This window comes from Roseovarius sp. MMSF_3298 (assembly GCF_030733705.1).
GTDB lineage: Bacteria > Pseudomonadota > Alphaproteobacteria > Rhodobacterales > Rhodobacteraceae > Roseovarius > Roseovarius confluentis.
On record NZ_JASHIN010000019.1, the window covers coordinates 26,994 to 47,252 of the forward strand.

16 protein-coding genes, 1 tRNA gene and 1 pseudogene are annotated in these 20,259 nt (G+C 59.0%); 8 read left to right on the forward strand and 10 right to left on the reverse strand.

The annotated features are described in order from the left end of the window. The first annotated feature begins 38 nt into the window (after positions 1–38). The 8 genes and pseudogenes from RBB18_RS16120 (at position 39) to RBB18_RS16155 (ending at position 7,446) form a co-directional block, all read left to right on the forward strand. Positions 39–920 (forward strand): branched-chain amino acid ABC transporter permease, encoded by an 882-nt coding sequence (locus RBB18_RS16120; protein ID WP_103763349.1) that lies wholly within the window; start codon positions 39–41, stop codon positions 918–920. A 14-nt stretch (positions 921–934) separates the two neighbouring features. Next, a pseudogene (locus RBB18_RS16125) lies at positions 935–1,960 on the forward strand (branched-chain amino acid ABC transporter permease). A gap of 1 nt (position 1,961) precedes the next feature. Further along, positions 1,962–2,732, forward strand: coding sequence for an ABC transporter ATP-binding protein (locus RBB18_RS16130; RefSeq protein ID WP_274593012.1), 771 nt, complete (start codon positions 1,962–1,964; stop codon positions 2,730–2,732). Continuing rightward, positions 2,677–3,423: an ABC transporter ATP-binding protein gene (locus tag RBB18_RS16135; protein ID WP_146050029.1), complete on the forward strand. Its 747-nt coding sequence runs from the start codon at positions 2,677–2,679 to the stop codon at positions 3,421–3,423. The genes RBB18_RS16130 and RBB18_RS16135 overlap by 56 nt, the downstream gene beginning before the upstream one ends. Positions 3,424–3,445: 22 nt before the next feature. Next, positions 3,446–4,162, forward strand: a complete 717-nt coding sequence (locus tag RBB18_RS16140; RefSeq protein WP_306111356.1) for an SDR family NAD(P)-dependent oxidoreductase — start codon at positions 3,446–3,448, stop codon at positions 4,160–4,162. 17 nt (positions 4,163–4,179) lie between these two features. Further along, entirely contained in the window at positions 4,180–6,129 is a 1,950-nt protein-coding gene (locus RBB18_RS16145) for an FAD-dependent oxidoreductase (RefSeq protein WP_306111355.1), read from the forward strand. 23 nt (positions 6,130–6,152) lie between these two features. Then, complete coding sequence (locus tag RBB18_RS16150; protein ID WP_103763355.1) at positions 6,153–6,575, forward strand: organic hydroperoxide resistance protein; 423 nt, start codon at positions 6,153–6,155, stop codon at positions 6,573–6,575. Positions 6,576–7,356: 781 nt separating this feature from the next. After that, positions 7,357–7,446: transfer RNA gene (locus RBB18_RS16155), tRNA-Ser, on the forward strand. A gap of 408 nt (positions 7,447–7,854) precedes the next feature. Here the strand turns inward: RBB18_RS16155 and RBB18_RS16160 are convergent. From RBB18_RS16160 to RBB18_RS16205, 10 genes are all read right to left on the reverse strand, one after another. Beyond that, positions 7,855–9,012 carry a two-component system response regulator gene (locus RBB18_RS16160; RefSeq protein WP_306111354.1) on the reverse strand — a complete coding sequence of 386 codons (1,158 nt, stop codon included), beginning with the start codon at positions 9,010–9,012 and terminating at the stop codon, positions 7,855–7,857. A gap of 279 nt (positions 9,013–9,291) precedes the next feature. Then, positions 9,292–10,074, reverse strand: a complete 783-nt coding sequence (locus RBB18_RS16165) for a hypothetical protein (protein ID WP_103763358.1) — start codon at positions 10,072–10,074, stop codon at positions 9,292–9,294. 26 nt (positions 10,075–10,100) lie between these two features. Continuing rightward, positions 10,101–10,457 carry a hypothetical protein gene (locus tag RBB18_RS16170; RefSeq protein ID WP_146050031.1) on the reverse strand — a complete coding sequence of 119 codons (357 nt, stop codon included), beginning with the start codon at positions 10,455–10,457 and terminating at the stop codon, positions 10,101–10,103. Positions 10,458–10,483: 26 nt separating this feature from the next. After that, a complete protein-coding gene (locus RBB18_RS16175) occupies positions 10,484–11,401 on the reverse strand; it encodes a dynamin family protein (RefSeq protein WP_245890479.1) in 918 nt (305 codons plus the stop codon). 14 nt (positions 11,402–11,415) lie between these two features. After that, complete coding sequence (locus tag RBB18_RS16180; RefSeq protein WP_245890480.1) at positions 11,416–13,404, reverse strand: dynamin family protein; 1,989 nt, start codon at positions 13,402–13,404, stop codon at positions 11,416–11,418. 206 nt (positions 13,405–13,610) lie between these two features. Further along, positions 13,611–14,885: a hypothetical protein gene (locus RBB18_RS16185; protein WP_306111353.1), complete on the reverse strand. Its 1,275-nt coding sequence runs from the start codon at positions 14,883–14,885 to the stop codon at positions 13,611–13,613. Between the two features lie 17 nt (positions 14,886–14,902). After that, positions 14,903–15,808 (reverse strand): PP2C family serine/threonine-protein phosphatase, encoded by a 906-nt coding sequence (locus tag RBB18_RS16190; protein ID WP_103763363.1) that lies wholly within the window; start codon positions 15,806–15,808, stop codon positions 14,903–14,905. Next, positions 15,792–17,063: an FHA domain-containing protein gene (locus RBB18_RS16195; protein ID WP_306111352.1), complete on the reverse strand. Its 1,272-nt coding sequence runs from the start codon at positions 17,061–17,063 to the stop codon at positions 15,792–15,794. The genes RBB18_RS16190 and RBB18_RS16195 overlap by 17 nt, the downstream gene beginning before the upstream one ends. Before the next feature lie 23 nt (positions 17,064–17,086). Next, a complete protein-coding gene (locus RBB18_RS16200; protein ID WP_306111351.1) occupies positions 17,087–18,463 on the reverse strand; it encodes a serine/threonine-protein kinase in 1,377 nt (458 codons plus the stop codon). A gap of 432 nt (positions 18,464–18,895) precedes the next feature. After that, a complete protein-coding gene (locus RBB18_RS16205; protein ID WP_274593003.1) occupies positions 18,896–20,257 on the reverse strand; it encodes a PLP-dependent aminotransferase family protein in 1,362 nt (453 codons plus the stop codon). Between the last annotated feature and the right edge of the window lie 2 nt (positions 20,258–20,259).

Genomic DNA, 20,259 nt, shown 5'->3' on the forward strand with positions numbered 1-20,259 from the left:
CCGCGGTGCGACCCGAACAATAAGGAAAAGGAACTCCAATGCTGTCCGTCCTACTCACCAGCGGAATCGCAAACGGTCTGCTCTATGGTTTGATCGCGCTCGGCGTAGTCGTGCTGTCAAAGGCAGCCAATGCCGTCAACTTTTCGCAGGGAGACCTTATGGCTGTAGGCGGCTTTGTCTCCTATTCCGTAATAAGCGCGGCGGGTCTTGGCCCCGCCGCTGCAATCGTCGCCGTGCTCGTGGTATCCGTGGTCGCCGGGATTGCGAGCTTCCTAATTCTGCGTCCCTTGATGAAGACCGAGCACGTGATGAGCCTGCTGATCGCTACCATCGGCCTGTCTTTTCTGGTCAAGGGGCTGATCCGCCTGATCTGGGGCGGGCAGGGTGACTATCTCGCCGTGCCACCCCTGGTGCAGGGGCCGCCGCTCATCCTTTTCGGTGGGAATGTGATCATTCCGCTGCAGTATCTCGTGATGATGGCCGGTGCCGCAGTCATCATTCTGTTGTTCGCAGCTTTCTTCCGCTTTACCCGCCTTGGCTTGTTCATGCGGTCCGTTGCGGATAATCCGCGTGCCGCGCAGATAGTCGGTATCCCCACGCAGTTGGTGCTATGTTCCGCAATGGTGCTGAGCATCACGGTGACCGCAATCGCGGGCTTCCTTCTCGCACCGGCCACACTTATCTTCCCGGATATGGGCTTTGCGCTGTTCCTGAAAGGGTTCGCAGCTGCCATCATTGGCGGGATCAACAGCCTGCCGGGCGCAATCGTTGGAGGCATCCTTCTGGGCGTTTGCGAGGTGATGGTGTCCGGTTACGTGTCGTCGAGCGCGCAAGAGCTGTCGGCTTTCGTCCTGATTTTCGTCGCACTCATCTTCTTCCCGCGCGGTATCTTCGGCGCGCGCAAGACGCGGAGCGTATAATGCCGGAAAAAATAATGAAACACGCCAAGGGCTGGCTGAACTCGCCAGTCCTGCCAATCCTGATCGCGGTGCTGGTGGGGGCGTTCGGTCTCACATTGAACCCCTACACGCTGTTCCTGCTGACACGGATCGTCATATTCGTGATGCTCATTGTCGGTCTGAACATCATGCTGGGTTACTCCGGCCAGTTCACCTTCGCCCATGCGGCGCTCTTCGGGGTCGGCGCCTATACCACAGGCCTTCTCCAGGTTCACCTTGGCCTGCCCTTCGTGCCGTCGATCATGTTCGCTGTGGTGCTGGTAACCGCGGCGGGGACGCTGCTGGCTCTACCTGCGCTGCGGATCTCGGGCATTCACTTGGCTATCGCGACACTCGCCGTGGCATAGGCCGTTACCTGGGTGCTCGTCAACTGGACCGACGTCACCTTCGGCGCTGGCGGTTTCCGGGCCCCTTCGCTTCGCATGTTCGGAATGGACAAGACGCAAACCATCTTTGTCGTCTCGCTTGTCCTGACGACGGCCGTGTACCTGCTGGTCCGCCAGCTTTTGACCACCAGTTTCGGCCGCCGGTTCATTGCGATCCGGGATAACCAAGTCGCTGCGGCAGCCAACGGCGTGCACGTCACGCGCGTCAAGGCCCAGGCGTTCGCGATCAGCGCGGCTATCGCAGGGCTTTCGGGCGGGCTCTATTCGTCGTTGCTCGGGTTCGTGGCGCCGGAGAGTTTCAATCTCGAACAAATGATCCTGATGAAGATCATGGTGGTGGTCGGCGGCATCGGCACGATGCTTGGTTCTGTCATCGGCCCGATCGTTGTGCTGACGCTTCAGGAATGGCTGCGGGACAGTGAGGGCTGGCTCGAAATAATATTCGGGGGAATGCTTGTGGCTTTCGTGCTTTTCCTGCCGCGCGGGCTTGCACCGCTAATCCTGAACGCGATTACCGGCAAGTTCCGCTCACAGAGTGTGGACGACGCGCCCCAGACGGGTCAGTCGCTCAACGCGGCGCCCAGTGAAAATCGAAAAGACGAGGAGGCGGTCTGACATGCTCGATGTTAAGGATGTATCACTTAGTTTCGCGGGCAATCAGGTGCTCAATGGAGTGGACTTCTCTGTTCAGCGCGGTGAGGTTCTTGGCCTGATCGGCCCGAACGGCGCTGGCAAAACGTCGATCATGAATGTCATAACCGGCATTCACCGGCCCAAGGAAGGTGGGGTCCGGTTCGGAGATACCAGCATTTCCCGCCTGCCGCCCCACCAGATCGCTTCCATGGGCTTGCGGCGGACTTTCCAGACCAGTCTGCTTTGCAATGGTCTGAGTGTTGTCGAGAACGTCATGCTGGGGCTCGAGCCGCAGAATTCTTACAATATATGGTCGGCCTTGGTCGCCGGAAAGACGGCCCGGGCTTGGGAAAACGAGGCGCGCGAACGGTCGATGGAGATGCTGGAGTGGATGGGGATGGCACGGTTCGCGGACCGACCCGGCCAGAGCTTGTCTTTCGGCCAACAGCGTCTGGTCGAAATCTCGCGTGCCATGGTGAGTCATCCGGATGTCCTGCTGCTTGACGAACCCGCCGTCGGCCTTACTGCTCCGCGGGTCGAGGAACTGGCCGAAAAAATAAAGAGCATTCGGGACAATTTCGGCACCTCCATCCTGCTGATTGAGCACGTGATGCAACTGGTGCTCTCCGCCTGCGACAGGGTGGTCGTCATGGCGACCGGTACGGTAATCGCCGACGGCCCACCGGAAGAGGTGACGCGTGATCCGGCAGTCATCGAAAGTTACTTGGGGCGAGGGTACTATGTTGAAAGCTGAATCCATAGAAGTCTGGCGTGGTCAGACTCAAGTTCTCAAAGACCTGAGCCTGGAATTGACATCCGGCGCCATTACCGCGCTTCTGGGCGGCAACGGATCGGGGAAATCCACAACCCTTTACGCTTTGTCGGGGCTTGTACCGCTGAAGTCGGGGCGGATCTGGTCGGGTGACACGCAACTTACGGGCGTTGGCCCGCGCCGCGCCGTTGCTGCCGGCATTGCCCATGTGCCCCAGGGCCGCGAGGTTTTTCCCACCATGAGCGTACGAGACAACCTTTTGGCCGGTGCCGCGACGGTCAAGAGCCGCAAGCTCCGGGCTGAACGGATGGATCGCGTGATGGAGACCTATCCAATGCTGCGCGACAAGCTTCATGTCGCGGCTTCCTCGCTGTCTGGCGGAGAGCAGCAGCAGGTCGCGATTGGCCGCGCCCTGATGACCGATCCCAAAGTGATAATGATGGACGAACCCTCGGCCGGATTGTCGCCTTCCATGGTCGACACTTTGATCGACACGATCCGCCGCCTCGGAGATCAGGGGCTGACCGTTCTGTTGGTCGAACAGAATGTGGGCGTTGCGGTGAATGTGGCGGCCGAGGCCATCGTCCTGCAGGCTGGCAAGATCGCCATGCACCGGCCGGCGGCCGAACTGTTGCGCGATAAATCGGTGCTTGCCGCCTACTTGGGGCACTGAGATGGAGGCGAACTATTCAGGCATGCGTGTCGCGATCAGCGGGGCCGGAGGCGATCTCGGTCAGGCATCGGCGGAAGCGTTTGCCGCGGCCGGGGCTGAACTTGTGCTCGTTGACCGGGATCCGCGTCGCCTCAAGGCGACGGCAGAGAGGTTCGGAGCGGTTCATCACGTGTGCGACCAGTCGGACCGGTCTGCCGTGGCTCGAACCTGTGAGGCCATCGGAGCGGTTGATGTTTTCGTGAACAACGCGGGCATAATGGTGCGGAAAAACCTTCTCGATCACACCGATGACGAGATCGATGCCGTTCTCAACGTCAATCTTCGCGGGTCGATCCTTATGGCGCTTGGCATGGCCCGGCAGATGCGCTCAAACAAGGGCCGCCGCGGGGCAGTTATCTGCAACCTCGCCACGCAGCATGCGTTTGCTGGCGGAGGCGGGCGCGGCATTTACGCCGCCTCGAAAGCTGGCATCGTTCAATTCACGAAAGCGGCCGGAGCAGAACTCGCGCTTGAGGGTATTCGCGTCTTCGCCATCGCGCCGGGGCCGGTTGCCAATGCGATGACCGCACAAGCGCGGGAAAGCGCCAGCTATCGCGATGCCGTGATTTCGCGGATGCCGATCGCGCGGTTCCTTGAAAGCGGGGAAATCGCGGATTTGATCGTACAACTCTCACACCCCGACATGACCGCCGTGGTCGGCACCACGGTGCTTGCTGATGGCGGGGGAATTCTGACCTGACCGAGGAAAGCTGAGCCATGGCACTCGAAAACCGATACCCGAACGTGTTTCAGCCGATCGCAATCGGCGGCGTCGAAATTCGCAATCGGATCTTCCTGCCTGCGCATACGACCAATTTCGCCGAGAACTTCCTGCCGACCGACCGCCATATAAACTACTTGCGCGAACGGGCGGAAGGCGGTGTCGGGCTGCTGTTCATGGACCCGCTGCGAGTACACCCTACCGCACTTGGCAGGGCCGCCGGGCTCGCCGGGGCTTCGCAGGAAAGCCTACCCAAGCTCCGGGACATCACCGCGATGATCCGGGGTCTCGGGGCCCGCATGTTTACCCAGATCACCCATACCGGGCGTCACAGCGACAATTTCACCGACCGTTTGCCTGCATGGGGGCCGTCACCCACGCCCTGGACCACTTCGGGTGAACTGCCTCACCAAATGACTGAACGCGAAATGGCCGAGGTCAGGGATTGCTACGCCACGACTGCGCTGTTTTCGATCGATGCCGGGTTCGAGGGAATGGAAATCCACTTCGGACACGGCCACCTCCTGCACCAGTTCCTATCGCCCGCCTGCAATTCGCGCAACGACGGTTATGGTGGCAGCTTCGAGAACCGCTGCCGGTATCCCTTCGAGGTGCTCGACCACGTGCTGAAGGCGGTGGACGGCCAAGTGCCTGTTGGTGTTCGAGTCTCCGTCGAGGATCTGATGGCGGGGGGCTGCAGCAACGAAGAGGTGACGCGGATCATCGAGCGCGTTGCGAGAACGCCGGGTGTGGCCTTCATTCATGCCTCTGTCGCGGCATATCATTGGCCAAGTATCGGCCACCACGTGGCCGACATGAGCTATCCGCCCCACCCGTTCTTGGCGCGCACACTGGAGATCGCTCAGTTCACCGGTGATGTTCCTTTGCTTGCGGTCAATCGCTATCGCACATTGTCGCATGCGGACACGGCCCTTCAGACCGGCGCAATCCATATGGTGGGCATGAACCGTGCACACATGGCGGATCCGTATCTTATCTCCAAGACGGCAGCGGGGGATGAAGCCTCGGTACGGCCTTGTATTTCCTCCAATCATTGTATCGGGCAGATCGCTCTGCATCGTCCCATCTCCTGCATGATGAACCCGCGCGTGGGCAAGGAAGGCCAATGGCACGAAACCATCGAGCCTTCGCGCGACCCCCGGCGTGTCCTTGTCATCGGGGGAGGGCCGGGTGGCATGGAGGCTGCCCGGGTGGCGGCCTCGCGCGGTCACGACACGACACTATGGGAGGCATCGGACAAGCTGGGCGGAAAGCTCCTGCTTGGCGCAAAGGGTCATCGCAGGGGCGACCTGAACGAGATGCGGACTTATCTTTTGAACCAGGTTGAAGCAGCCGGAGTCCACATCGAAACTGGCCGGACTGCCACGGCCAAGGATGTTGCGGCTTTCGGACCGGACCATGTCGTTCTGGCCTCCGGAGCGGTGCCGTCGACCCACCCCCCTGGGCTGGACCGGAGTATCGAGGATGCGATGGAAGACGAAGCCGGGAACTGGACCGGACGCAAGATCTTGATTGTCGATGTCTCGGGTTCCTGGGCCTCGCTATCGGCGGCCGAGACACTTGCCGCACGTGGCGCCGAGGTCATGGTGTCATGCTCGCCAGACAGCCCTTTCTGGGACGTGAATATTTACTCGCGCATGATCGCGATGGAGCGGTTGTCCGAACTGGGCGTCCGCCTGCGTCCAGGGCTTTCTCTGAAGGGGCACGACAACCAGAGCCTTGTCTTTACCAACAAGTTTACCGGGGAAACGGAGACTTATCCTTACGACGAGGCGCTTTTCGCTTCTCGGGGGAAATCCGCCTTCACACTGCAATCCAACATCGAGGCGCTCGAATTGCCGCTCTCGGTGGTGGGCGATGCGCTTGCGCCGCATTCGCTTTTCGAAGCGATGCACGATGCGCAAGCGGCCGCCCGAATGATCTGATCTGAACTTAGGAAGGAGTTAAGATGTCCACTCTCTACACCACCAAGGCAACTGCGTTTAACGGACGTGACGGCCGAGTTACGACTGAAGATGGCGCTGTCGACCTGGCGCTGGTGCGTCCTCCGGAACTTGGAGGCAAGGGCGACGCCGGCACCAACCCTGAACAGCTCTTTGCCTGCGGTTACGCGGCCTGCTTCGGTGCCACTTTGCAAGCGCTCTCCCGACCTCGCAAACTGTCCCCCAGCCGCAATGAGGTGAAGGCCGAAATTGGATTGGTGAAACGAACCGAGGGAGGTTTTGTTCTGTCTGCAAAGCTTCAGGTGATATTGGCCGGCATATCACAGAATGAGGCGGAGGAACTTGTTGAGGAAGCGCATCGGACCTGCCCTTACTCGAACTCGATCCGCCAAACGATCGATGTTGAAATCGAGACCATTGTAGCCTGATTGGCGGGGTTCGTGCGAGATTGTTCAAATGCCTCTGGTATGTTTGGGGTATCCGTCTGGCCGGAACATCCAGTCCTCAAAAAGAATTGATCCGAGCAAGATTTTATCTTTCACTTGTCCCGGTTCGGTGTCCTCGCCGGAATGCATCGGATAGCAGTGGCTGTTCCACATAAAATTCAAAGCATGCCCGGGACATATCTCTCCCGGGCATGCTTTATTTCCGGACGGTGACCAATGCGCCGAATTTTACCGGCTCGCCAACATCTTCGCGGAAGTTCCATCCATGTTGGAGAAGGCGGTTTCGACAGAATACGTGCGCGTGATCGCGTCATCTCGACTTCGCACAATGGTGAAGGAAACCTTGCCTGCACTGCCGGAGAGGTGCGGCAGTCGGACGTAGTCAACAGCTGATAGACCGCCGTCTGCTGATGAAAGTGTTTGGGATGAGGGGAGCGAGTGTTTCATCGCAAGGAACTGGTTCCCTGCGAGCCAGCCCGGAAATTCGCGCCCGCACGAATTGACCGGTCGTCACTTCGTTCAGGCTACCAGAGCCTTACGCCTGCGTAGGAATTTCCGCTTGAGATGGTGGGCACCTAAATTCTTCGATGGCCGTGGAATGTTTGAGGCCGGTCCGATGTCCGTTGACAAATCGTTGCCGAGCGGCGGGGAATTTTATGGCGACGCCGGGAAACATATTCAGCTTCCGGCATGTTTTGTTGGCAATCAAGAATTGGCGTTTTTCGCCTTGTTTCTCGGTTCCTGTCCCTCTAAACGGGTCGGCGGAGACGTGGCCGAGTGGTCGAAGGCGCTCCCCTGCTAAGGGAGTAGGCCCGGAAGGGTCTCGAGGGTTCGAATCCCTTCGTCTCCGCCATTTGCCATAAGCCATTGAAGAGTAAGGGTGTACCCGCATGTGGCACACCCTACCGCGTGGTGCATGTCGTACCACAAGGAGCAATCGGCCAACGTGTCAGGCAGCGAGGCGTCTGGCATGCAGTACCTCTTCAAGCCGAGAGATAAGGGCTACTCGCTCCGTATGCCTACGCCGAGTGTCCTTGTCGGGACCGAGAACCCATGAACCGGGACGCCGTTCGGGATCGAGATTAAGCTCGGACTGGACACGCGCCACCACGCGGAAATGGTTCGGATACGAGATGTTCGTGTTGGTCGGATACGGCAACTCGAGGCGGATGCGCGGCCAGTAAAGGGCAACGCAGTGTGGGCAGAATCATCGACTTGCCTTTTCAGCAAGCTGTTGAGGCGACAATGCTCCAATGCACCTTTAGCGAAGACGGTTCTCTTCACTGAACAGCTCATGCAAGACCCGCTCGTAAAAGCGTTTCTCTGACGGCTGGTGTGCGCCTTGTGACTGCCCGACGTTTGCTTTGCCGGGACGTTCGTCGCAGCTTTGAAGTTCCTCTTCGAGTTGCTGAACCGCCGTCACGGATTTTTCAATTGCGCCTTTGGTTCCCGTCCGAGACAACAGACGCGTCGATACAGGGTTGCTGAGCAGCACCTCTATCCGATCGTCGTCGATGTAGCTACGGATCCGGGCCCCGAATAGTTCTCCGAGGTTCTTTGCTCTCAACAAGTTGGCGGAAGATTTGGTGCTATGGACCAGGATCACGAATATCCCGCTGCCACGATAGGAAAAGACGCATTCAAATTCCTCTGTGGCGCGATGGATGGAATAGGCCATGCTTTGGATCGCTTCACGAAATTTTGTGCTGCCAGCAAGATCGTAGAACAGTCTCGCGTCGTGCAACATCACCGAAACGGCGTAGGATCCGAAGATCTTCGCGCGCGCCAAATGGGACACGTAATTTTCAAACTCGATGTATCGCAAGAAGGAGTCCACGTCGCCAATCGAAATAGGGTCATCGAAACTGAACTGATGAACCTTGGCGGTCTTGAGCTTCAGCTTACTCAGGGTTTCCGTGCTTTTCTCAGCCGCTCGTCGCGCCTGGACAAGCTCGTGCGCGCATTTGATGCGGCTGCGCAGTTCATGGAAATCGAATGGCTTATTGATGAAATCGGATGCGCCAGCGCGAAATGCGGCGTCAATGTATTCTCGATCCCTCATGGCCGTCAGCATTAACACGGGCGTTTCCGCGTATTCCGGCAAGGCACGCAAATCGGCGAGCAGTTCGATGCCGTCGATGTCGGGCATTTGGATGTCCAGAAGCACGCAATCGAAGGGCACGTCTTCATCCAGGATGATTTCGAATGCGTCCGCGGCAGAGCTTGCGGTCAGAACGTCATAGTCTTCCAGCGTCTCGAGCGCGGTTTTGACCAATTCCAGAATGCTGGGTTCGTCGTCGACGACGAGGACGCGAAATGCTGGCTCTTCATCGGCCGTCTTGTGCAGCCGTCGCTGAAAAGCGTCTTTGTCGTGATCTGAGATTGACATGTTCCATGCTCGCTGGGTTGGGATCTGCACGAACACCTTCCTCAATCAATTTGATCAATTTGAGGCATAAACACCAAAAAATATAGACTATTGTGCCAGAATTATGATGCCAGACTGGCCCGTATCTGATGTTGGGTCGGCAATTATGACAAGGCGTGGTGCCCAACGCGCCTATACCGCGGGACCTTTTGCAGAGGATGTGTGTGGCGTATTTGTGGCTGATATTTCAAAGCTTTGATCTTTACGCAGCAAGCTTGGGATCTGGCTTGCGCAACCTCAGGTTTCCTTGCGGCGGATTGCAACGGATGCTTAGCGTTCTGACGCTTGGAAAACCTGACGCCATGCGCTGATGGCCTTGAAAACGCCGGAGTTCGAAAACGCTGCGAAAACCCGGTCGTTGCCGTCCTCTGCAACCAAGACCTGGACGTCCTGCGTGATCGCGAAAGCCGAGCAGGATGGGCACGCCGTATCAATGCGGCAGGCAATTTTTCGACTTTCGGCTTTCGACAAGACGATGTCTCGAAGAGACTGCAGCCGTTTCGTGAGCTCGCCATCAGACCCATGTGTCAATATCCGACCATTGCTTTCCTGGTAGATCCACCCCAAGCACTGCGAGTGTGACAACTTGAGAAAGGTCTTCAGCCGGTTTTCGAAACCTGGTTGATGGCCGAATTGGCTCATGTGCGTTGCGGTACAGGTCGTGCCTTGTGTCATTATGGCTGGCGCCCGTCCGGCAAGGCGCAAGCGCATCGGGCCGGATCGAAGGAACAAGGCTTTGATCGCCTTTGCGTATTCTCGCGCGACGGCGTCCGCGTCGCGATATCGCTCATTGTCGGGTTCGAACTTATTCTCGCCGATTTTCAATTCGATCAAGCGTCGATTGGAGACCACGATTGTTGCTTCCGTCCCCTTATCGGAACACAGGGCAAACGTGCGCGGCAACACCGTTTCATCGATTTCCTGCGTAAGACGGCTGATCAACCCGGCAAAGTCCCTCGCAGGCATATCTTCGCTTCCGCTTAATGCTTCGCTCGGTGCCATCACACGGTCAAGCATGCCGCGCAGTAGGTGCGCGGTCGCATTGTCATTCATCGTAGACGCGGTTTTCGAATGTCTTTTCACGTCGCCCCCGCCATGTCAGCCAGGATTTTCTGAGCTGACCGAGTGGCAAGCGGAACATCCGACAGGTCATCGCAAATGCAACACACAACATCCGGATTGCCCGCTTGGTATCGCACGAATACCCGGAGTTCATCCGGCATGGCCAGAACCACGAGATCATTGTCGCCTGACATAAGGTCAGACATTTCGAAATTCGCCGATGCCTGGCGCAGCACTTCGTCCAGGTACTCTTGCTTGTACAGGTCGGACGCACTTGTGCGCAGGGCGAGTCCCGTCGAGATGTCGCCGAACGAGGCAAGGGTGCAGCTTGGCACCGTCTGCCTCAGTTCATCGAGGCGCTCCGAAAGGGACATCGAGGGATCCATGGGACGCAGGTCTGCTAGCCGTTTGCCATCCGGGCCTTGACCGGCCTTTCGGTCCGACCGCGCATCTGGGTCAGGACACGCACACGCTTGGGAACAATACTTGCCGTCTGGTCTGCGGCGGCCGGGAAAGCGGCTGCTTCTTTGCCATCGTCATCAGACGGTGTCTCTGCAGCTTTTTCATCGGATGCGAAAGCTTCAGCAGGCATGTCGTCCGAGTGAAGTGACGCCGGTTCGGCAAATGACACCGCGGAGGTCTTCATCAGGTTTTCGACCAGATCATTGATGAAATCCGCGGCCCCGCTGGCGCGCCACTTCGCCTCGTCCTCTCCGGCGGCAATAGCCTCGGTGATTGAGATGGGGAACGTTCCGCGGAACAGCCCCTGCGTTTCCTTGCGCACGCGGGTCATCACGCGATTGAGGTCCCTTTCGGAATGGAACTTGTCGACCTGGGTCACCAGAAGATAATTCTCTCCGTTGGTGCGTTCCGAAATCTGTTGCCACGTGGCGGCTTCCGATTGCCGCCAGGCTTGCGTCGCTTGCGTGCACCACACGACACTATCAACCTCGTCCATGACAGACATCCAGACATCCGACGACATGCTCGGATCCGAGATCCCGGGCATGTCGATCAGGTCGCAGATTTCCAGCGTATCGCAGGGCTTGTAGAGCCGGATCAGGCGCGTCTCTTCCAGTCTGACCTGTTCGATCTCGTCGATGTCGATACGCGTCTCGACCCCATCGTGCCCCACCGCATAGGCGGCCTCTTCGCCATGGCTGATAAGAACGGGGGGCAGACGCGTCGCCGTGATCTTGATCGGCAGGGGGTTCTCGCCGAGAAAGAGCTTGATCAAGGTGCTCTTGCCGGCGCTGAACTCGCCCATCAGGGCCAGACGGGTTTTGCGGGGCGTCCCGCCAGATGCATCATGGGTCACCGGTGTCTCCTTCGTCATGTCGCGTAGCGCCGGAACGTCTCGAGCGTGTCCTCGAGCTGTCGTTCGCGGTTTTCATTTTCGGATGCGTCGAACAGGCTTTTGGCATTGCCTTGGCGTTCTGCGTCAGAGGTCAGGCTGATCAGGATGCTTCTCTGCTCTTCCAGGAAATGCTCCAACTCTCCGAGCAATTCCGCCTGAATATCAGCGGTTTGCACGTCCTTCATCTGGACCATGAAGTCTTCGGTTTCGGCGCTGATGAGATCGCCGAACTTCTTTGCGAAGGCCTTGTAACCACGCATCCTGCGCCACCAAAGCGACCACCAGCTATCGTTGAAATCCAGCGCGATCGTCTGGCTGAGCGAGACGGGTGCGGGCACCTGGGGGACGTCCGGCACGGCAAGCTGGATGCCTTCCACGGCCGGGCCAAAGCCACGGAACAAGAGCTCCGCGGTCTCGGTCACGGCTTGTTCGTAAATTGCCTTTGCGGATTTGCGTGCCTGGTTGCCCATGGCGGAATAGGCCGATCGCAGCAGCACGCGAAGTCCGGTTGGATCGTATTCCCAGACATGTTCGTCGCCGTAATTTTCAAGGTGGCCAAGCAAGGAGTGTGTTGCGCGTTCAACGAAATTCGCATGGGCACGATCGGCGCGGATCCTGTAATCGTCGAAGATGCGTGACAGCTGCGACTCAAGCGTTGCGACAGTGTCTTCTGCCATGCGCTCGAACGCTGCCAGTATCTGTTCCGAGCTCAGGTCGCTGGCGACGCGCTCACCTTCGACCCGGACCGTCCGGACCGCCTGTTGCGACGTTGCGATCGTGGTTGCGGAGGAGGCAACGCGTTTGAGGAACGGCGCGCCGAGACTGGTTACGATCTGGTCGGACACCGCTTCCATCAGTTGCGGCAGGCCCGACATTTCCCAGATCACGCCCACGGGTGTGTTGCGGGTGAACTTTTCGCCCAGCACAGCCCTGCAGAACGAGACGAGAGCATCTGCACTGGCCTTGTGCATGGACTGCAACTCGCCCGTAAGAACCATGTTTGCCCAGTAGGCGCTTCCGAACACAAGCTGCGCGTCCTCAGGACCGCCATTGAGCTTGAGCGTTGCGCGGATACTGTCCTCGATCTCGGACATCTGGTTCGCCGGATCCGAAAGCTCGTCGATCCGGTTGACGAAAATTATCACGTCGCGCGATTTCAGGTTCGAGATCATGCGCAGAAGCGCCATGTCCACCGACGTCAGGGCTTGCGTGGCCGACAGGACAACGATGCAGACACGGCTGTCGCGCAACGCCTGGATCGTGACCAGCTCGCGGACCATGAATGTATCGTTCACGCCGGGCGTGTCCCGAAGACACATGCGGAACGGAACGCTCTGACAATTCAGAAAGAGCTCGGCAGAACGCGTGATATCGGCAAATCGCCCTTGGTCGTCAGAAATCGCGTCTTGCGCATCCACGTCGAAATCGTCGCCGAGGCAGATGTAGCGTTCGAGCAAGTTCTTGTCGAAATAGCTGTATTCGTGCTCCTGCCCCATGAGCAGCTCGAAATTCCGACCAAGACGCGCCTTCGACATCGCGCGCATCCGCTCGATTTGCTCCTGAATCTTTGCGAGTTCGCTGTCTGCTCCGGCACGGTCTGCCAATTCACCGATGCGCCCGCCCTTGGTGGTCAGTCGTGCCCATTCGTCTTCGGTCATGAAGCGGAACCGGGCGCCTTTCTCGGCGCGTTCTTTTGCCGGGGTCAGATGCAGGGATGTCACCACGGACGTCCACGGGTTGACGTCGGAGGGCAAGAGGTCGGACCAACCGGCAATCGCGTTGATCAATGCTGTCTTGCCGGCCTTGACCTGTCCAAGAACGGTCACGCGAGGCTCGAACGTGGCCAGTTCGTTCTTCAGGCGATCAATCGGTTTCCGGCTTTCCTCGCCCACGAGTTCGCCAAGCGCGTCGATGGCGTCTTCAAGTGCCTCGGTGTCCTGGGCGAAATCCGCGAGTTTTTCCATGCCAGCCCGCAGGTTGGACGGGCCTGACGAGGCCCGAATTTCTGTCGCAGTATCAAACTTCGCTTCGATGTTCATAAAGGCACCTGTTGTTCGCGCAGTCGCGGCGTGGTCTATGTGTTGTCCTGCTCGGCGCTCGCGCTTGGGTAAAAACTGCCCAAGAATTGTGGTCATAGTTGGACGTGTGTGCGAGAAAACATTGGCTCTCGCTAACTTCCGGCAGCCATCTTTCCCGCCAGTTCCTTGCGCAGTTGAAGCACCAGCGCGACGGCATCGACGGCTGCGTCTTCGCCCCGTTCAAGTTGAAAGAGCATCAGCATTTCCTCGCCATCCTGCAGATCACCCTGCAGCGCATCCGTCGCGGCGTTACCTGTTCCCGATCCCATGAGGTTGCTTACGGAACGGATCGCGTCGCTGCAGCAGTCGATTATTTTCGTGCTGTCAACATCTTCGCTTTCATCGAGCGCATCGAACATCTTGCCCGCGTGGCGCTGCAGCACATCCACGGCCTCGGACAAAAGACCGATCGTTGTTTCATCACGCGCCTCGTCATCACGAGGTGCTTCACTCCGGAGATCCTGCGAAACGTCTGTCTCGGTCTCGCCCACAGGCGTTGGCGTTGCTTTAGGGGCCTCGGGACGTTGCTCTGCTTCCGGCGGCATTTTGAGCGCGAGACGATCGAGGAAGACCCGCGCCTGGTCGATGTCGGCGGTCCTGCCGTGTCGGATGTGCCGAGAGACCAGTTGCATCAGGCTCTTGCCCCCACTGGCCGCCCACAACGGGTCATTGACGTGTTCTGCGCCGGTCTGCGCGGTGACGCCCTGAATGGTTGCAACCGGAAACATCCCGAGGAACTCGTTGCTGACGATGGGCTCCAGCCGCGCGATGTTGTCGTTCAACACATCGCGCATCAGCAGCTGATCCGCCTTTGTCAGGGCAAGAACACTGTGATCCTTGATGTGATCCGGAACCGCGGACCAGAGCCTCTGTTCTTCCTGGGTGAAATCCTGACTGCACCAGATAACGAGGTCAGCGCGCGAAATCACGGCTTCAAGCGCGCTCTGACGTTCCTCCTCCGTGCCGTCCAGACCGATTTCAATGTAGTCCTGCTGAATAAGGTTCGGATCGGGCAGCTCCTGGCGGACGCGCAAGGCGTCCGTGGGTATCTCGCACTGCTTCAGGAACCCCCGCACCATCGACACCGAGCCGTCCGCGCGTTCGATCAGGGCCTGTTCTGTGTCGCCGTACGAAAGTTCGAAGACCGGGACCGTTTGATCGTGTCCGACATCGGGATGTGCCGACATCATTTCAAGCAGCTTGGTTTTTCCGCTTCCCGCGAAACCGGTTACGACAACCTGCACCGGCCTGGTCAGGAGCGACAGAAGCCGCGCACCGCACCGCGCATAGGGTGGTGGCAGATTGCCACGGTCAAGCACGCGTCCAAGACGATCAATGACGGGGTCCAACTGCTCGGCGGTGTTCATTTTTTCTCCGATCTGCCTTACCCGGCCGCGGACTTGGATCGCCTTACGCGAGCCAAGATCGTAAGCGTTTCCGTTCTGCCGTTATCGAGGCGTTCGACGGTTTCATGCACGTCCGCAGGTTCTGCGAAGGCACCTTTCTTCAGCACTTTCACGACGCAGATTGCCAGATTGTCCTGTGCGGGATCATCCAGGTTCTTGATCTCTTCGGCCAATACGGCGCTGATCCTTTCGGCAGAGTTCTTGTGCTGGAACCTCAGCAAGCTTTCGATCTGTTCTTCCGAGATGAACTGGAGCCCATCACTCGCCGAGATCAGGATATCATCCTCGAAGAGCGTGAAAGCTACGTCGGGGCAGTCTATCTGATTGATGTCCTTGCCAATCAGAACCGACGTCAGACAGCTTTGGTCAGGGTGCTGCAGCGCGTCCTCGCGGTTCATGAGCCCGGACCCGACAAGATATTCGACCTGCGATGATAGCGCGTGGTTGTCGTTCAGGCGCGTCAGAGTTCCGTTGCGGAAAAGAAACAACGGAGAGTCTCCGACGGACACCCAGTACAAACGATCCTCTATGAAGATGGTCGCGAGCAGCGTTGCCCCCATTCCATGAGCCTCGGGATGGGATCGCGCGTAGTGCCCCACGCATTCATTGGCATTCAAGGCAGCCCCCTTGAGCGCGTCGCATACCCGCGACTCGAGGAGCTCCGGATCGCCGGATTGTAATTTCAGGCCGCTGAAGACCTCGGTTACGACGATCTTGCTGGCAATGTCACCAGCCTTGTGTCCGCCCATGCCATCCGCCAGAACGACAAAGCCGAATGGTTGGCCCGATGGAAAATCCGAAGCGAGTGCATCCTCTTGACGCTCGCGGCGCCCAAGCTCGGTGACCATCGCGGAGTCGTAGGTGAAATCAGCCTTGGTTTGCATAGGCCCGGCCCGCGTCTGTTTCCTGATCCCAGGAAAAGTCCTGGCAGCAGAGAGGCACAAACCGCAGCGACGTTTCGCCGATCATGATCGTGTCACCCGCCGCCAGTTCCTCGGTGCTCAAGACAGGTCTGTCATTCCGGCGAACGATGTTCGCCTTGCCGCCGTGTCCGATGAAAAAGCCTTTGTGCCGGGCGTCGTATGCAATCGAGGCATGGCCTGCGCGGGAAATGCTGTTGTCACCAAAGTCGAGACGCACGGTCTGATCTTCGCCCCGGCCGATCGTGCTGACACCCTGAAACAATGTGAACGCCGATCCACGCCCGGGCCCGTCGACGACGATGAGCCAGCCGACGGGGAATGACGTGTAGGGCGCCTCACTCGCCTTGTCGTTATCCGACATTGGGTCCGTTTCCGTCTCCATTGCCGTGTTGAACCCGAGTAGCCTTGTCTTGACGCGTCCGTGACGGCTGGCACCGCGACCAACGGCCGGTTGCGGGACCTCGACGGCCGCGCGCGGCTCGGCGGCGGGTTGCGGGGCGGGACCGGCCTGCATCGTCGGCTCGGACGGACCGGCAGGGCGCATGGACTGTTGTGGCATCCCGGCCCTTTGATGCGGTGCCGCGTCACTGGTCTCCATGGGGCCGGGTTCTTCCGTGAATTGCCCCGCGCCGGCACTGGGTCCGGCAGGAGATGACGCTTGAGTTTTCGTACCGTCATTCGTGCCGATGACGTCCCACGGGTCCAGATCTTCCTTCAACAACTCATCGAGTTGATCCGACGTGGCCTGCATGGAAGACGCGTCTGCCGTCTCTTCTACCTGAACGGACATCGTCGGGTCCGCGTCTGCACCATGGTCCGGTGCGGCCGTTTGGCCGGAATGTGCCTCTGCGGCAGGTGTAATGACCCCGGAACCGAAAACGTCATCCTCGACGCCCTCATAGTTCTCGAAGGAGTCGTCGTATTCGTCGAGAAAGAGGTTCGGCTCATCGGAGTTGGCGAAGAACTTTGCGACCTCCTCGCTCATGCCTGGATCCGCATCCGTCTCGTCTTGCAGCTGCGCCGGAGTTTCAATCTCGGTGTCGGACCCGGATGGGTCGTAGCCGGTATCAGTGTGGCGACCCAAAACAGCGGCGGAAGCGGCGGAAGACATATCTGGGACGCGCGCCTCGGGTGCAGCTGTGGTTGCCATCGGCATTGCGGAAGTCGAGCCGTCCGCCTGCCGTTTCTCGCCAATGATGTCGCGAATGAATTTCATGTTTTATCCTTTCTTTTATCTACTCACGCCAACCTGCCGTTGCGTTTTTTGGCGAGTCGTCTCAATGCGCGCAGAAGCCCGCTGCCTGTTTTCCGTCGCGTGTCCGTATCCTCGGGTAAGGCCGATTGAGCGAGTAGCGAATCCTCGCCTGACTCGGCACGAGCCTGCTTGCGGTTTTTCCTGCCGTCGTTTTCTTCAAGCCAACCTTCCAGATCTTCGATCGGCTGGCCGAATATATCGACCAGCTGCGAGGCTTCTTCAGTGGCTTCTTCCACCGGTTCCACGTCTTTCTTCGAGGTCTTCGGTTTGACCTTGGTGTTGGTGTCTTGAACCAGCGACGAGATCGTCGAAGCCAGTTCGTGGTCATCTTCCAATGCGTCCTGACAGGGTGGTGCGGCCATCGTGACAGGCCGTGCGGGCGCCTCGGTTGGCTGCAGGCCGGCATTGATGTGCGTGGAGAGGTCCGGCTGTGGCTCGGTAGCCGTGCCTCTTTCCAGGCTGTCCAGCCATTCCTTCGCAGACTGAAAGCGATCCTTCTGCGCCACGAAAAGCGCCTTGTCGATCGCCGACAGAAAGGCCCTGTCGAACGCCCAGTTTCCAGTCGCGAGGGGTGTGTAGGGATCCGGCAAGTCCGATGTCAGCGCGGCGATCCGCTTTTGACAATCGGGCGGCGCGTTTCCGGTGATCAGGTGATAGAATGTGGCGCCGACAGAGTAGATGTCGCTTGACGGTTTCTGGTCTCCGTCCGTGTAATAGAACTCGTGCGGCGAGTACCCGTCCTTCACGGCCATCATGTGTGACAGGGCCCGGGTTTGTCGTGCTTTCTCTTCGCTTGCGGCGCCGAAATCAATCATGGTCAACTTGTTGCTCGTGTCGACCAACAGATTGTCCGGTGATATGTCGCGATGCAGCATACCCGTCCCATGCAGGTATTCCAGCGCACTGAGCGTTTCGCGAAGAAGGCTCTCGATAAGCTCGTCGGTCATGCGTTCGGGCTCGATCTCGAGCATCGTCAGAAGGTCCATGCCGTCGACGAAATCCATCGCGATGTAGGCGGTGTTGTTCTCCTGGAAGACCTGATGAATCTTCACGATATTGGGATGTTCGAACTTGGCCATGCGCAGTGCCTCACGCAGGAAGCTGCGAATGACCTTCTGGAACTGTTGCTGAAACTCGGGCTTGTGAGGCCGCACCTCGCCGTTCACACGGCGACAGATCGTGCTGGGAAAACACTCCTTGACCACGACCACCCGATCGAGGCTGTCGCGGGCAAGATAAGTCATTCCGAATCCGCCGCCGATCAGGTGCCGCTCTATCTTGTATTGGCCGTGAAGCAAGGTCTGACCCGGCGAAAGATCGTCGGATTCGCAGTGACTCAGATTGGTCGCGTTGCTTTGCACGTCAGGACTTTCCCGGGGCTTTCGAAGACTTTGAAGAAACTCAAAACACTCGGACAGACCCGCCGAAGTTGAGCGGACATTGTGATGAAAACATGGCGGTAGTCGTCCAAAGACTTGGCATTACGAAGAAATACGTTCGATATTTGGTTCCACATCTCCGCGTAGACCCCAAAGTTTGCGGATGAATGTCCGGTTCATTCGGTCTGTCGATCATTCCGCGCACTCGTGGCGTAGGTTCGCTTCCCGTCCTGACTGTCGGACCGTCGCGAAGGGCCCGAAGCGGCCGTGCGCACGTGTGTGGCGCTGAGCCGCATTGGCTGGCACCTTAAGACATGCGCCGCACGTGCGCGTTTTGGGCGAACCGAGATACGCATGTGTGGGACCTATGCGATTGGGTGTACGGCCCAGAATGTCGCGGAAGGCGACCGTAGATCAAAACTGGCTGGACGTTATATATGCAAGGAGGCCCAAAGTGTCTCTCAACTCTTTGCGTGATATTTGGCCGCCAAGGCACACGCGAAGGCTCTCGGACGGCTCGCCTGACACTGTAAAAGCATCCGACGGCATTATTCCAAGGCCGGTCCCGGCCATGCGTCCTATCACCTCGGCGCGACCGAGGCCCGTGGGCAAGCGTAGCCAGATATTGAACGCGTGTGGAAGGGACTCGTAATTCGAGGCTGAAAGAACCTGCGCCGCGATGGCCTGACGGGCCACGGTTTCTTCCCGGATGAAACGTCGTATCCGGTCGGCGGTGCCGTCGGTGATCCACCGTGTCGCCAGCGCCATCATGAGGGGCGAGGGCATTACCGAGATGAGCTTCAAGTTATGGGCCAGTTCGCGCGACGCGTGACTGTTGGGCGCGACCGTATAGGCCAACCGCAGCCCGGCGCCGATGCATTTCGCCAAACCGCCGATATGCCAGACCAGATCGGGCGCGAAACTCGCCAGCGGCGCTGGCGGGTTGGGCGGGATAAAGCCATAGGCGTCATCCTCTATCAGGGGCAGCTTGCAGGAGGTTATGACTTCGGCAATCCGTTCGCGGCGGGCCAGGGAAATCGTCCGCGTTGTCGGATTCTGCAAGGTCGGATTCAGATAGAGCGCCTTTGGAGCGTGCTGCCTGATCGCGGCATCGAGCGCGTCAGTGTCGATCCCCTCCGCGTCTCCGGGCAGGCCGACGAGGCGCAGGCCAAGTCGTCCGGCGATGCTGCGCAGGCCCGGATAGGTAACATCCTCGCACAGGACCGTATCGCCGGGGCGCGCGATGCTCATCAGAATCGCCAGCATCGTCGGATGCGCACCCGGTGTGACGGCGATCCGATCCAGCGACGGCACCAGCCCGCGCAGAGACAACCACGTCGAGGCGGCATCCTTGTCGACCTGTCCGCCGGTTGCGGACTGATAGCGCAGCAGGTCGATCAGGTTTGCCGAGACCGTCTGCAAGCCCTCCTGCATCCGCTCGAGCAAGTCGGCGTCCTGAGGTTCGGGCGGCAGGTTCATGGTCAGGTCCGCGTCGGACTGTCTCCGCAACTCCGGCCGCTCGGCCTCTGCCGGGGCGCGGGCGACAAAGGTGCCGCGTCCGACATGGCTGTTGATCAGGCCCCGTCTGCGCGCCTCGGCATAGCCACGGGACACGGTGGTAAAGTCGATGCCAAGCCGATCCGCCAGCCGCCGCTGCGGCGGCAACCGGTCGCCCAGGCTGAGCGTGCCGTTCGCAACGCCCTCCGCTATGGCATCGGCAAGCTGAATATACCGGGCGGCGCCGTCAGGGCGTAATGTCGGGGTCCAAGATTGCATAC